Origin of the sequence: Azospirillum isscasi (genome assembly GCF_030849505.1) — a bacterium.
Lineage (GTDB): Bacteria > Pseudomonadota > Alphaproteobacteria > Azospirillales > Azospirillaceae > Azospirillum > Azospirillum isscasi.
On the sequence record NZ_JAUJFI010000003.1, the window covers coordinates 51,354 to 63,483 of the forward strand.

Here is a 12,130-nt window from a genome sequence, read left to right on the forward strand (position 1 = left end):
TTCAGTCGAGGCCGTGGCGGTTCGCCGGCCACCAGCCTTCATCGAGCAGGTGCTCGAGCGCATAGGGGCAATCGGACGGAAGGTCCCGTTCATCGACGCGATCCTGTCCGAGCCCGTCGATGGCGAGGCCGCGGCCACGGTGGAACGCCAACGGAAGATCCACATGGCCCTTCAGGCTGGGGCTGTCGGCCAACGCATCGACCGCGGCCGCACGCTGCTCGCGTACAGACTTCCGCCAGCCGCTGCGCGGGTCGGAGGCCGGGGAGAATTCCAGTTTCAGCAGATGTTCGATGACATGGGCAAGGTGGCTGCTGATCGCGCGCCGGTCGTTCCTGCCCATGTCCTCGATCTCCTCCGCCACATGATCCCAGTCGATGGGCGTGTTCAGGCGTTCGCGGGCGGCTTCGCGGAGGAGGCGCGCCTGTTCCTGGGTCCAGGCGTAGAAGTCGTCGTCGTATCCGATCCGGCTGTCCATGGCCCTTCCTCCGCGACCGCGATCATCCGCAACACCCTAACATAGGGGCGCGGTCAGGACACCGCCGGCTGCTTCGCCTTCACACCCAGCATCCGGCAGATGGCCAGCGTCAGTTCCGAGCGGTTCAGGGTGTAGAAATGGAAATCCCTGATGCCCTGGGCCTGGAGCGCCTGGCACTGCTCCGCGGCCATGGTCGCGGCGACGAGCTGGCGGGTCTCCGGATCGGAATCCAGCCCTTCGAAGGTTTCGGCGAAGCGCTTCGGCATCGCGGCACCGCACTTGCCGGCGAACTCCACCGCGCGGGCGAAGTTGGTGATCGGCAGGATGCCGGGGACGATCGGCACGGTGATGCCGGCGGCGGCGCAGCGGTCCAGGAAGCGGAAATAGGCGTCGTTGTCGAAGAAGAACTGGGTGATCGCCCGCGTCGCCCCGGCGTCCACCTTGCGCTTCAGGTTGTCCAGGTCGAACTGCGCGCTCGGCGCTTCCGGATGGGATTCCGGATAGGCGGCGACGGAGATCTCGAAATCGGCGACCTTCCTCATCCCCTCCACCAGATCGGCGGCGTAGGCATAGCCGCCGGGATGCGGGACGTAGCGTCCGCCCACCCCGCCCTCGGTCTCCGGCGGATCGCCGCGCAGGGCCACGAGGTGACGGATGCCGGCGTCCCAATAGGTGCGGGCGATGGCGTCGATCTCCTCGCGCGTCGCGCCCACGCAGGTGAAGTGGGCGGCGGCGGGGATGCCCGTCTCCTTCTGGATGCGGGTCACCGTGTTGTGCGTGCGCTCGCGCGTCGAGCCGCCGGCCCCGTAGGTCACCGACACGAAGGACGGGCCGAGCGGGGCGAGGCGCTGGATCGCCTGCCACAGACTCTGTTCCATCTTCTCCGTCTTGGGCGGGAAGAACTCGAAGCTGACCGACGGGATGCCGGACGTCATGACTGGGCTCCGCTGATGGAGAGGATGGAGGGGTGGACCTGCGGCGCGCCCTTCGCGGCACGCACCGCCGGCCATATGGATACGGTAAGCGGGTCGCCGGGCAGATGCACCACGGCGTCGCACTCCAGGCCGGACAGGCGGCACCAGGAGGCGACCTCGGCGTCGGAAAAGCCCAGGCGGCGGTGCGCATGCTCCGCGCGCAGGGTTTCCAGGGCGTGCGGGGCGAAATCGACGACCAGGAGCAGCCCGCCGGGCCGCAGGACCCGCGCCGCCTCGGCAAGCAGATCGGCCGGCGCCTCGGCGAAATGCAGCACCTGATGGACGACCGCCGCGTCGAAGGAGCCGGACGGAAAAGGCAGTTGGTACATGTCCGCCTGCCGCACATGGCAGTGGCGGAGCGCCGTGTCCTCCAGCTTGGTGCGGGCGATGGACAGCATCTCGCGCGACTGGTCCACGCCGACGGCGCGCCGGGCGCGGGGACCCAGAACCTCCAGCATGCGGCCCGTGCCGGTCCCGATGTCCAGCAGGTCGCCGATGCCGTCCGCGGGGATCAGGCGCAGCAGCGCCTCCTCCACCTCGCGCTCCGGAACATGCAGGGAGCGGATTTCGTGCCAGCGGGCGGCGTTCTCGCGGAAGTAGCTGGCCGCCGCCTCCGAGCGGGCGCGCTTGATCGCCTCCAGCCGCTCCAGGTCCAGCGTCAGGGTGGGATCGTCGGACGGGATGGCGTCCACCAGCACCCGCGCCAGTTCCGCCGAGGCGCCGCGTTCCGCCAGCCGGTAGAAGGCGAAGGTGCCCTCCCGGAACCGGTCGAGCAGCCCGGCGTCGCACAGCAGCTTCAGATGACGGGACACGCGCGGCTGGCTCTGCCCCAGGATCTGGGTCAGTTCGGTCACCGTCAGCTCGCCGTGGGCGCACAGCGCCAGCAGCCGAAGCCGCGTGGTCTCCGCCGCCGCCTTCAATGTCGCAAGCAATTCGTCCATGACCGCCGGCACCGCCCCGAAACGCTCCCAGAGACCGGCGCGCCACCGCGGCGCGCCATGCGGAATACAGATATAAAGATATCTTTATGCAGCGTAAACACGTTTTCGCGGGCGGCCCCGGCGGCCCGCAAGCCCGACCGTCCACACGGAACGTTTGCGCGAAGGGCGCGGCAATCCTACCATATAAGGCGGCAACCGCGCGGTGACCTCGCGTGGCGCGCTGGTCAAACGGCGGCGCCTGTGTTAGGCACGGAATGAAGGGATCGCGCGGATTTTCCGGGCGATATCCTGTCCGGCAGCGTCCGTTGCCGCCCGGCGAGGGGCTCACGCCCTTCGGACGCGGCGCGATGGCGCCGCGGAATCGGATGCCCCGCCCAGTCGTGTCCCCAGAAAGAGCCGTCGCCGATGAAGCTGGCCAATTTCTCCCGCTCCGTTCTTCGCTCGGCCGCCGTGGCCGTCGTCGCCCTTGGCATGGCGGGCTGCGCCACCGCGCCCGGAACCGGCGAGGCCGACGTCACGGTCAGCGATCCGCTGGAGATCCCCAACCGATTCGTCTTCGCCGTCAACGAGACCGCGGACATCCTGCTGATCCGTCCGGCGACCGAGGTCTATGTGGGCGTCTTCCCCGACCCGCTGCGCCAGGCCGTGCACAATTTCGTGCAAAACCTCCTCGGCCCGCTCTACATCGCCAACAACCTGCTGCAGGCTGATTTCGAGGGTGCGCAGATCGCCACCGGGCGGTTCATGACAAACACGATCCTCGGCCTGGGCGGCTTCGCCGACGTGGCGTCGGAGGCCGGCATCGGCGACCGTCCGGAGGATTTCGGCCAGACGCTGGGCGTCTGGGGCGTCGGTCCGGGGCCGTATCTGGTGCTGCCCTTCCTCGGCCCGTCGAATCTCCGCGACACGGTGGGCTATGGCGTCGACACGCTGGCCGACCCGTTCCGCATCGGCACCAACGCCGCCGGGGCGGAAGGCGCGCAGTACGGACGGACCGCCGCCGCGGGCCTGGACCGCCGCTCGCAGCTCCTGCGCGAGATCGACGACCTGCGCAAGAACTCCCTGGACTTCTACGCGACGGCCCGCAGCCTGTACGCGCAGCAGCGCCGCGCCGCGATCGCCAACGACATCGCGCCGGCGACGCCGGAGTTCCCGGATTTCGACGAACCCGCCAAGAAATAAGGAGGCGGCCTGCCGCGGTCGCGACCGCCGGCACTCGATCCTTTGACCGATTGAGTGTTGACAAAGCCCCCGCGGCAGCCACTTTTGCCTTGCCATGCTGACACGTCGCCTGTTTCTCGTGTGCGCGGCCCTGCTCGCGGTGAGCAGCTGGGCCGCCCGTCCCGCCGCCGCACAGTCGGCCGATCCGGGCGCAACCGCGTTCATCCAGTCGCTGGGGAACGAGGCCGTCGCCACCTTCTCGAACAAGAGCCTGTCGCGCGAACAGGCGGTGCAGCGCTTCCGCAACCTGCTCTACCAAGGCTTCGACGTGGCCTACATCGGGCGCTGGGTGCTGGGCCGCTACTGGAACTCCGCCACGCCGCAGCAGCATGACGAATACCAGAAGCTGTTCGAGCGGCTGATCGTCAACACCTACGCCGACCGCTTCGTCGAGTATTCGGGCGAGACCTTCCGGATCACCGGGTCCCGCGTGGAAGGCGAAGCGGACACGATGGTCACCACCCAGATCGTCCGCCCAAGCGGCCCGCCGGTGAATGTGGACTGGCGCGTGCGCAAGCGCGACGCCGCCTACAAGATCATCGACGTGGTGGTCGAAGGCGTCAGCATGGGCGTGACCCAGCGTCAGGAATTCGCCTCCGTCATCAGCCAGAACGGCGGGCGGGTCGAAGGGTTGCTCCAGGCGCTCCGCCAGAAGGTGGGCAACGCGGGCTGACCGGTTCCAGACCAGCCACCCGGCCACACCGGGCCTTTATCACGGGCTGCCTTCGGGCGGCCCTTTTTCATGCCCTGTTTTCTCTTGCTCCATATTTCATCAAGGTCCAAACGGCGATTCCGTGACGAACCCGTCCGGAAGAGGTATGGTCGCGCGCAAAGCCACTCCAGTGTGTTGCAGCAGCGGACGCCCCATCCGATGGCCGACCGGACTCCGAACGAGATCGAAGAGATCAAGGCGATCATCCTCGCCCACCAGACGTGGCTGAAACGCCGCGGCGGGCGGCGCGCCGACCTCAGCTTCCGCGATCTTTCGAACCTCAACCTCGACCGGGTGAACCTGAACGGGGCGAAGCTGGCCGGGGCCAACCTGGTGGGGAGCCGGCTCGTCCGGGCCGACCTGTCGCAGGCCGACCTGTTCGGCACCGACATGGAGGGAGCCAACCTGACCGCGGCGACGCTGATCGGCGTGGACCTGCGCGGCGCCAACCTGCACCGGGCCGTGCTGACCGACGCCAACCTCCGCGGCGCCGACTTCCGTGCCGGATCGCTGATGAGCGGCGTGGAGGACAAGCCGCGCAGCGACGGCGTCACCCGCCTGACCGAAGCGAAGATGGAGCGTTCCATCCTGGCCGGCGCGAACTTCACGGGCTGCGACCTCAGCGGCGCGGACCTGAACGACGCCGACCTGACGGGCGCCGACATGACCGCCGCCGTTCTGGTCGGCGCCGATTTCTGGGGAGCCACGCTGGACGGCGTGACCTTCGACGGCACGACCATCGACGAGGCGACGCTGGACCGCAACTACCTGCCCGCCTCCCTTCCGGAGAACGCCATCGTCAAGCCGGCCTACAAGTCCATGCCGTCGGCGGAGTTCCTGGAGGCCGTCGCCGAGCATGAGCGGTGGGTGAACAGCCAGGGGGCGGAGGGGCGCCACCTCGACCTCGACCTCGTGTCGGTGATCGGGGCGGACCTGACGGGGCGCGTGCTCGCCGCCGCCCGGCTGCGCCGCTGCCGCCTGATGGGCGTCCGGCTGCGCAAGGCCAGCCTGGAGATGGCCGATCTGTCCTATACGGAGCTGGTCGGGGCAGACCTGACCGAAGCCTGCCTGAACGGCACCAACCTGCGCCGCGCCGGGCTCATCCGCGCCGTTCTGGCACGCGCGGACGCCCGCCCCGCCCGCCTGTCCGGCGACCGTCCCTGGCCCGCCAACTTCGACGGCGCCAACCTGTCCGGTGCCGACCTGCGCGATGCCCGCATGGAGGACGCCGTCCTGCGCTCCGCCAGGCTGGCCGGCGCGAAGCTCGACGGCACGGGCATCACCGTGGCGGAGGCCACAGCCCCGCCCCCGCCGCCGGCCCAGGTGGAACGGCGCACGCAGAAGCGCTACGTCTATCCGAACCTGATCGTCGAGACCGACCGGGGTGCCCACCCAACGCGCAACTGGTCCATCGGCGGCCTCTGCCTGCGGGTGCCGGACGATCTGTTCCACGAGGGCGAGACGATCGACGCGCGCCTGTCCGTGGAGGGGCGGGACGACGTTACGGCCACCGCGCGGATGGTGGTCGTGAACGAAGGCGTGGGCAAGGGGCAGGTTTCCGTCCGCTTCCACCAGTACGGCGACGATCTCAAGCTGCTGCTGAAGACGGCCTTCCTGGAGCACCAGAAGCTGGAAGGATAGCGGGAAGCGCGCCCTCTCTCCCGCTGCACATGGGGGCCGAGAGGATTTCCCGATCTTGCGTGTGCGTGCTATCGAACGAGGCAGAACCACGATCCGAGATGACCAGTCCCATGCGCCGCATCCGCTCCGGCGCCGCCTCGGCGATGCTGGCGGCCACGCTCCTTACGGCCTGCCAGACCACCGGCGCCCCTCCCCCTCCCACGGAGCAGGCCCGGCCGCTGCCCCCCGACAAGCCCGCCTCCCCCCTGTCCGACGCGCCGGGGCGGGTCGTCGCGCAGAACAAGGGCTGGATCGTGCGGGCGCATCCGGCAACGAAGACCGGGTCCGCCTACTGCTACGCCACGCGGACGGACGATTCCTCGCCCCTCTCCTTCCGGGCGACGGCGAAGGGGGCCGCCATGCTGGTGAACGCCGACCCGCACGCCCAGGCCAAGGGCACGGAAAGCCGCCTGACCGCCATTTTCCCGGATGGCGAGACCATGGCGCTGGAAGCCACCCCCCTGCCGGACGGCGGGGTGGTGGTGCCGGTGGAACTGCCGAAATACGAGGATCTGTTCGAACCCTTCATGCGGTCGCGCGCCGTGACGCTGCAACAGGATGGCGGCAGGACGGACATCGGCGACGTGAATCTGGGGGGTTCCTCCTGGGCGCTGAACGCGCTGGACGAGTGCCGCATCCTCCACACGGACGCCGAGAAGAGCTGACCCGCGCGGGGCGCAACGGGCGCCGCGTTGACCGGACCCGAATGCGTCTCTAGCCTTGTACGATGCGCAACGCCCACATCGCTCTGGCCCTCGCCGTCGCGGCAATCTGGGGCTTCAACTTCGTCGCCATCAAGGTCGGTCTGGCGGACTTTCCGCCGATCCTGTTCTGCGCCCTGCGCTTCGCGCTGGCGGCCCTGCCGCTTCTGGTGCTGGGCCTGCGCGGCGGACCGCCGGTGCCCTGGCGCTACATCCTGGGCATCGGGGTGGTGCTGGGGGTGGTGAAGTTCTCGCTGCTGTTCGTCGGGATGGACATCGGCATGCCGGCGGGGCTGTCGTCGCTGGTGCTGCAATCGCAAGCCTTCTTCACCGCCCTGTTCGCCGCGGCGGTGCTCGGCGAGCGACCCGGACCGAAGCAGGTGCTGGGCATGGCCGTGGCCTTCTCCGGCATCGGGCTGATCGCGGTGGAGATGCCGGCGGGCGATTCCCTGCTCGGGCTCGGGCTGGTGATCGCGGCGGCGGCGGCCTGGGGCGTGTCGAACCTGCTGATGAAGCAGGCCAAGGCGCCCGACCTGTTCCGCATGATGCTGTGGGTCAGCGCGGTGCCGCCGATTCCGCTGCTGTTGCTGTCGCTGGGGCTGGAGGGGCCGGACCGGGTGTGGCACGCCCTGACCAACCTGACGCCGCTGGGGTTCGGGGCCGCCGCCTACATCGCCTTCGGCGCGACTTTGTTCGGATTCGCCGCCTGGGGCTTCCTGCTGCGCCATTACCCGGCCAGCCTCGTGGCGCCCTTCTCCCTGCTGGTGCCGGTCTTCGGGATGAGTTCCAGCGCGCTGTTCCTGGGCGAGAGCTTCACGCCGCTGAAGATGGCCGGCGCGCTTCTCGTTCTCGCCGGGCTGGCGGTGGCCGTGCTGAAGCTTCCCTCCGCACGGCCCGCCACCCATCGTCCCTGACGGATCGGATCAGGCCAGGTTCTTCTTCAGGAACTCCACGGAGCGGTTCCAGGCGAGGTCCGCCGCCTCCTTGTTGTAGCGTTCCGCCGACGTGTCGTTGTGGAAGGCGTGGTTCACGTTCTCGTACATGAAGAGCTGGTAGGACTTGCCCGCCTGTTTCAGGGCCTCCTCATAGGCCGGGACCTTGGCGTTCACGTTCTTGTCGAGCCCGGCGTAATGGAGCAGCAGCGGCGCCTTGATCGTGGTGACCAGCGCCGGGTCGGGCGACGGGCCGTAGAAGACGACCGCCGCCTTCAGGTCCGGCGCCTTGACGGCCAGCCGGTTGGTCATGCCGCCGCCCCAGCAGAAGCCGACCGCCCCCACCTTGGCGTTGGAGTAGCGGTAGGCCATGAGGTCGCTCATCGCCGCAATCAGGTCGTTCACCGTCTTGTCGGGGTCGAGCTGGCCGATCATCTCGCGGGCGCGGTCGGGGTCCTGCGGGGTGCCGCCCAGCGGGGACAGCAGGTCCGGCGCCATGGCGACGAAGCCGGCCACGGCCAGCCGCCGCGTCACGTCCTCGACATAGGGGTTCAGGCCGCGGTTCTCGTGGATGACCACCACCGACGGCGCCTTCTCCGCCAGCTTCGGACGGGCCAGATAGGCGCGGACGTCGCCGGTCGCCCCCTGGAAGGTCACCCGCTCCGTGGCGATGCGGCTGTCGTTGTCCGGAACCTCGGCGGCCAGCGCGTAGTTCGGCTCGATCTGGGCGAGGATCGCGGGAATGGCCGCCGCGCTGCCCGCCAGCACCGCCAGCCGCTCCAGGAAGACCCGGCGCGGCAGCGGCCTGTGGGTGTACTCGTCATAAAGATCGATGATCTTTTGATCCATCCCTCACCCTCCCGATCGGTTTTGACGTCAAGCCTCTGCCGGAGTGTGGGGTGCGGCGGCGGATCTGACAACTCCCGGACGCACGGAATTGGCCGCACGGAATTGGACGCATGGAACTCCGCCGGCTACACCGGGTCGGGCATATGCTCCACCAGCAGCCCGTCGCGCATCTCCAGCACCCGATCCATGCGCCGCGCCAATTCCAGATTGTGGGTGGCGATCAGCGCGCCGACCCGGGCCTGCCGCACGATGGCGGTCAGCATGGCGAAGACTCCGTCCGCCGTGTGCGGGTCCAGGTTGCCCGTGGGCTCGTCGGCGATCAGCAGCCCCGGCGCGTTGGCCAGCGCGCGGGCGATGGCGACGCGCTGCTGCTCGCCGCCGGACAGGCGGGCCGGACGGTGGCCGGCGCGCGGCTCCAGCCCGACCATGCGCAGCAGCTCCATGGACCGCTCGCGGGCGGTGCGCTTGGGCACGCCGTTGATCATCTGCGGCAGCACGATGTTCTCCAGCGCGGAGAATTCCGGCAGCAGGTGGTGGAACTGGTAGACGAAGCCGATGGAGCGGCGGCGCACCTCCGTCCGCCTGCCGTCGTCCAGGGTGGACACGTCGGTCCCGGCGATCCGCACGCTGCCCGCGGTGGGCCGCTCCAGCAGACCGGCGATGTGCAGCAGGGTCGATTTGCCGGCGCCCGAGGGGCCGACCAGGGCGACCAGCTCGCCCGCGCGCACGGTCAACTCCGCCCCGCGCAGCACCTGAAGCTCCGTCCCCGCCTGCTCGAAGGTGCGGACGATCCCCGACAGTTCCAGCATCGGCTCACTCATAGCGCAGGGCCTCCACCGGATCGAGACGGGCCGCCCGCCAGGACGGGTAGACGGTGGCGGCGAAGGACAGGCCCAGCGCCATGACGGTAACCTGCACCACCTCCGACCAGTCGATCTTCGCCGGAAGCTGCGACAGGAAATAGATTTCGGCGTTGAACAGGTTCGTCCCGGTCAGCGCCTGGATGCCCTGGCGGATCGTCTCGATGTTCAGGGCGAAGGACACGCCCAGCGCCAGCCCCAGCAGCGTGCCCGCCACCCCGACCGAGGCGCCGGACAGGAAGAAGATGCGCATGATCATGCCGCGGGTGGCGCCCATGGTGCGCAGGATGGCGATGTCCCGCCCCTTGTCCTTCACCAGCATGATCAGGCTGGAGATGATGTTGAAGGCGGCCACCGTGATGATCAGCGACAGGATCAGGAACATCACGTTGCGCTCCACCTGGAGCGCCGTGAAGAAGCTGGCGTTCGACTGCTGCCAGTCCACCACGCGCCCCACCCCGGCCACCGCCGACTGGATGGCGCCGCGCGCCGCCCGGATTTGGGTCGGATCGTCGACGAACACCTCAAGCGAGGTCACCGCCTCGCCCGTGCGGAAGAAGGCCTGAGCCTCCGGCAGGGGCAGGAAGATGAAGCTGTTGTCGTATTCGAACATGCCCACGTCGAACACGGCGCCGATGGTGAAGCTGCGCATCCGCGGCACGGTGCCGAAGGCGGTGACGTTGCCTTGCGGCGCGATCAGGGTGAGCTGGTCGCCGACCGCCAGCCCCAGCCGCTGCGCCATACGGATGCCGATGGCGATGTTGTCCTCCCCGAAGGCGTCCGCCGTGCCGCGCACGATGTTGCGGGACAGCGTCGGGCGCACCCGGAAATCCTCCGGCCGCACGCCGCGCACCACCGCGCCGGAGGCGACTCCGCGCACCGACACCAGCGCCTGCCCCTCCACCGTCGGCGTCACCCCGACCACGCCGGGCACGCCCTGGAGCCGCTGCACCAGCGGGTCGTAGTCGGGCAGCGGCCCGCCGCGGACGCTGTAGACGTTCAGATGGCCGTTCAGGCCCAGCACGCGGCCCAGCAGTTCCGCCCGGAAGCCGTTCATGACCGACATCACGATGATCAGCGTCGCCACGCCGAGCGCGATGCCCAGCAGCGAGAATCCGGCGATGACCGAGATGAACCCTTCCTGGCGGCGCGCCCGCAGATAGCGCATCGCGACCATGCGTTCGAAGGCGGAGAAGATCATGCGGCTCCCGATGGGCGAGGGCGGGCAACTGTGGCCCGGCAAAAGCAAAGGCGGCGGACCGCAACCAGCCCGCCGCCCCGCAACATAAGTGCTTAACCGTGGCAGGAAAAGGGCGAGCTTCCAACGCGCCCGCTCCCCTGCCCCGGGGTGTTACGCCGAGAGCTTCTCCAGCGCGCTTTCCACCGACAGTTCCTGCTTCTCGCCGGTGGCGCGGCGCTTCAGCTCGACGACGCCGTTCTTCAGGCCGCGCGGCCCGACGACGAGCTGCCACGGCAGGCCGATCAGGTCCATGTCGGCGAACTTCACGCCCGGACGCTCGTCGCGGTCGTCGTACAGAACCTCCAGCCCGTTGGCGCGGAGCTTGTAGTACAGCTCCTGGCAGACGCGGTCGGTCTCGGCGTCGCCCACCTTCAGGTTGACGAGGCCGACGTTGAAGGGCGCCACGGCGTCCGGCCAGATGATGCCGTTGTCGTCGTGGCTGGCCTCGATGATGGCGCCCATCAGGCGCGACACGCCGATGCCGTAGGAGCCCATCTCCACCGGAACCGGCTCGCCGCCCGGACCGGCGACGACGGCGTTCATCGGCTTGGAATACTTGGTGCCGAAGTTGAAGATGTGGCCGACCTCGATGCCGCGGGCCGAGACCAGATCGGCCTCCGGAACCGGGCAGTTGCCGGGCTCGTGCTTCTCGTCGGTCGCCGCGTAGATCGAGGTGTAGGTGTCGAAGAAGGGCTGGAGATCCTCGTCGAAGCCCGGCGCGTTCTGGAGCACGTCCAGGGTCAGCCAGTCCTTGTGGCAGAACACGCCGCTCTCGCCGGTCTCGGCCAGGATGATGAACTCGTGGCTCAGGTCGCCGCCGATGGGGCCGGTGTCGGCGCGCATCGGGATCGCCTTCAGCCCCATGCGGGCAAAGGTGCGCAGATAGGCCAGGAACATCTTCTGGTACGAGCGCCGCGCGCTGGCCGCGTCGATGTCGAAGCTGTAGGCGTCCTTCATCAGGAACTCGCGCCCGCGCATCACGCCGAAGCGGGGGCGGATCTCGTCCCGGAACTTCCACTGGATGTGGTAGAGGTTCAGCGGAAGCTGGCGGTAGCTCTTCACGAAGGCGCGGAAGATGTCGGTGATCATCTCCTCGTTCGTCGGGCCGAACAGCATCTCGCGGTCGTGGCGGTCGGTGATGCGCAGCATCTCCTTGCCGTAATCGTCGTAACGGCCGCTTTCCTTCCACAGCTCCGCCGACTGGATGGTCGGCATCAGCAGTTCCTGGGCGCCGGCGGCGTCCTGCTCCTCGCGGACGATCTGCTCGATCTTCTTCAGGACCCGGTGGCCCAGCGGCAGCCAGGCGTAGATGCCGGCGCTGGTCTGGCGGATCATCCCGGCCCGCAGCATCAGGCGGTGCGAGACGATCTGCGCCTCGGTCGGGGTCTCCTTAAGGGTCGGCAGAAAGAAGGTGGACAGCCGCATGGCTCTGCTCTCGGTTTCGAGGGGATTCGTCCGGCCCTTCGCCGGACCGCAACAGGGACAGGGACTTTAGGAAGCCGCCGCGCGATTGTCCATCGTCACGGCACGCACCACGGCCTTGGC

At 68.8% G+C, this 12,130-nt stretch carries 12 protein-coding genes; 5 read left to right on the top strand and 7 right to left on the bottom strand.

Going from position 1 to position 12,130, the window contains the following annotated elements; translation table 11 throughout:
• Position 1 precedes the first annotated feature (1 nt).
• From QSG27_RS01620 to QSG27_RS01630, 3 genes are read right to left on the bottom strand one after another with little or no spacing between them, the layout of a single operon-like run.
• A complete protein-coding gene (locus tag QSG27_RS01620; protein WP_306703398.1) occupies positions 2-475 on the bottom strand; it encodes a DUF29 domain-containing protein in 474 nt (157 codons plus the stop codon).
• 53 nt (positions 476-528) lie between these two features.
• The gene (gene metF, locus QSG27_RS01625) at positions 529-1,410 is read right to left on the bottom strand and encodes a methylenetetrahydrofolate reductase [NAD(P)H] (protein ID WP_306703399.1); all 882 of its coding nucleotides are present in this window, start codon (positions 1,408-1,410) and stop codon (positions 529-531) included.
• Positions 1,407-2,390: an ArsR/SmtB family transcription factor gene (locus QSG27_RS01630; protein WP_306703400.1), complete on the bottom strand. Its 984-nt coding sequence runs from the start codon at positions 2,388-2,390 to the stop codon at positions 1,407-1,409. The genes metF and QSG27_RS01630 overlap by 4 nt, the downstream gene beginning before the upstream one ends.
• A 405-nt stretch (positions 2,391-2,795) precedes the next feature.
• Between QSG27_RS01630 and QSG27_RS01635 the strand changes: the two genes are divergently transcribed.
• From QSG27_RS01635 to QSG27_RS01655, 5 genes are all read left to right on the top strand, one after another.
• Positions 2,796-3,572 carry an MlaA family lipoprotein gene (locus QSG27_RS01635; protein WP_306703402.1) on the top strand — a complete coding sequence of 259 codons (777 nt, stop codon included), beginning with the start codon at positions 2,796-2,798 and terminating at the stop codon, positions 3,570-3,572.
• A 139-nt stretch (positions 3,573-3,711) separates the two neighbouring features.
• A complete protein-coding gene (locus QSG27_RS01640) occupies positions 3,712-4,284 on the top strand; it encodes an MlaC/ttg2D family ABC transporter substrate-binding protein (RefSeq protein WP_306703403.1) in 573 nt (190 codons plus the stop codon).
• 198 nt (positions 4,285-4,482) lie between these two features.
• Positions 4,483-5,964, top strand: coding sequence for a pentapeptide repeat-containing protein (locus QSG27_RS01645; protein WP_306703405.1), 1,482 nt, complete (start codon positions 4,483-4,485; stop codon positions 5,962-5,964).
• 98 nt (positions 5,965-6,062) lie between these two features.
• Positions 6,063-6,668, top strand: coding sequence for a hypothetical protein (locus tag QSG27_RS01650; RefSeq protein ID WP_306703407.1), 606 nt, complete (start codon positions 6,063-6,065; stop codon positions 6,666-6,668).
• A 62-nt stretch (positions 6,669-6,730) separates the two neighbouring features.
• Positions 6,731-7,618, top strand: a complete 888-nt coding sequence (locus tag QSG27_RS01655) for an EamA family transporter (RefSeq protein ID WP_306703408.1) — start codon at positions 6,731-6,733, stop codon at positions 7,616-7,618.
• A gap of 9 nt (positions 7,619-7,627) precedes the next feature.
• Here the strand turns inward: QSG27_RS01655 and QSG27_RS01660 are convergent, their stop codons facing one another.
• The 4 genes from QSG27_RS01660 to proS form a co-directional block, all read right to left on the bottom strand.
• Positions 7,628-8,485, bottom strand: coding sequence for a dienelactone hydrolase family protein (locus QSG27_RS01660; protein ID WP_306703410.1), 858 nt, complete (start codon positions 8,483-8,485; stop codon positions 7,628-7,630).
• A 125-nt stretch (positions 8,486-8,610) separates the two neighbouring features.
• Positions 8,611-9,306 (bottom strand): ABC transporter ATP-binding protein, encoded by a 696-nt coding sequence (locus QSG27_RS01665; protein WP_306703411.1) that lies wholly within the window; start codon positions 9,304-9,306, stop codon positions 8,611-8,613.
• Positions 9,299-10,546 carry a lipoprotein-releasing ABC transporter permease subunit gene (locus QSG27_RS01670; protein WP_306703413.1) on the bottom strand — a complete coding sequence of 416 codons (1,248 nt, stop codon included), beginning with the start codon at positions 10,544-10,546 and terminating at the stop codon, positions 9,299-9,301. Before QSG27_RS01670 ends, QSG27_RS01665 begins: the two co-directional genes overlap by 8 nt.
• Positions 10,547-10,696: 150 nt before the next feature.
• The gene (proS, locus tag QSG27_RS01675; RefSeq protein WP_306703415.1) at positions 10,697-12,010 is read right to left on the bottom strand and encodes a proline--tRNA ligase; all 1,314 of its coding nucleotides are present in this window, start codon (positions 12,008-12,010) and stop codon (positions 10,697-10,699) included.
• Between the last annotated feature and the right edge of the window lie 120 nt (positions 12,011-12,130).